The sequence below is a fragment of the Gordonibacter pamelaeae 7-10-1-b genome (genome assembly GCF_000210055.1).
GTDB classification, from domain to species: domain Bacteria; phylum Actinomycetota; class Coriobacteriia; order Coriobacteriales; family Eggerthellaceae; genus Gordonibacter; species Gordonibacter pamelaeae.
On record NC_021021.1, the window covers coordinates 2733587 to 2734822 of the forward strand.

A 1236-nucleotide genomic window follows, 5' to 3' on the forward strand; every position below is an offset into this window, starting at 1 on the left:
CATCTGGCGGAACGCGCGCACATGGTTGCCGTAGGCGTTCAGCTGGTCGCACGTCTGCGGCGCGCCGAGGCCCTGCAGCCGCGGCGGGCGGTCGCCCGTGAGAACCACGAGCGGCACGCGCGACGACTCCGCCTCCATGACCGCCGGATAGTAGTTCGCCACCGCCGTGCCCGACGTGCAGACGACGGCGGCAGGATGCCCGCTCGCCTTCGCCAGCCCGAGCGCGAAGAAGGCCGCACCGCGCTCGTCCACGTCCACGAACACGCGTAGCCGCCCCGGCTCGCGCCGCGACAGCTCGAACGCCGTCATCGTCAGCGGCGTGGAGCGCGAGCCGGGGCTCACCACCATGTCGTGCACGCCCCACCGCGCCAGCTCGTCGAAGAACGCGCCCAGGAACAGCGCCGTCGCGCGCGGATCGGCGCTCATCGGCCGGCTCCTTCGTCAACGCGCTGGTCGCTCAAAGAGTCAGCGAGGGTTTCCGCAGCGTCGGCTTCATCCTCTCCGCTGAAAGCGGAGAGGATGGTCATGAGCTTCATGCCTATCTCGTCGTACTCGTCGTCGGCCACGCTGCCCTCCACGATGCCGCAGCCGGCGTACACCCAGCCGATCTCGCCATCGAACACGCCGGTGCGCAGCGCCACCGAGAACTCGCCGTCGCCCGCGCCGTCCACGTAGCCGCACGCACCGGCGAAGAAGCCGCGGTTGTACGCCTCCACCTCGCGCAGCAGCATCTTCGCCTCGCCCACCGGCGTGCCGGCCACGGCGGGCGTGGGGTGCAGATCCTCCATCATCGACCACAGGTCGACCCCCTCCAGAAGGCGCGCCCGCGCCGGCGTGCACAGGTGCTGCACGTGCGTGAGCGGGAGTATTCCCGGCTCGGCGGGCACGTCCACGCCGTGGCAGGTGCGGCGGAACACCTCGCGGATGAACCGCACCACGTAGTCGTGCTCGGCGCGGTTCTTCGGGTCGGCCATGAGCTCGGCCGCCAGACGCGCGCGCTCGTCCTCGGAGCCGCCGGCCGGGCAGGTGCCTGCCAGGCACATGCTCTCCAGCTCGGCACCGCGCTTGCGCACCAACAGCTCGGGCGTGCAGCCGCAGAAGAACACGTCGGCGTAGCGGTACAGGAGCACCGTGCCCCGCGCCGGCCCGTCTATCAGGTTCACCAGCAGGTCCTTCGACGAGAACGGACGTGTGGCCACCAGCCGCTGCCGCCGTGACAGCACCACCTTGTCCACG

General features: G+C 70.9%; 2 protein-coding genes. Both read right to left on the bottom strand.

The annotated features are described in order from the left end of the window. On the bottom strand, positions 1-426 hold a 426-nt coding region (locus GPA_RS12670; protein ID WP_041239610.1), incomplete at its 3' end, for a thiamine pyrophosphate-binding protein. Next, positions 423-1236: isochorismate synthase (locus GPA_RS12675; protein WP_156791039.1), on the bottom strand; the 814-nt coding region annotated here is incomplete at its 5' end. The genes GPA_RS12675 and GPA_RS12670, both read right to left, overlap by 4 nt.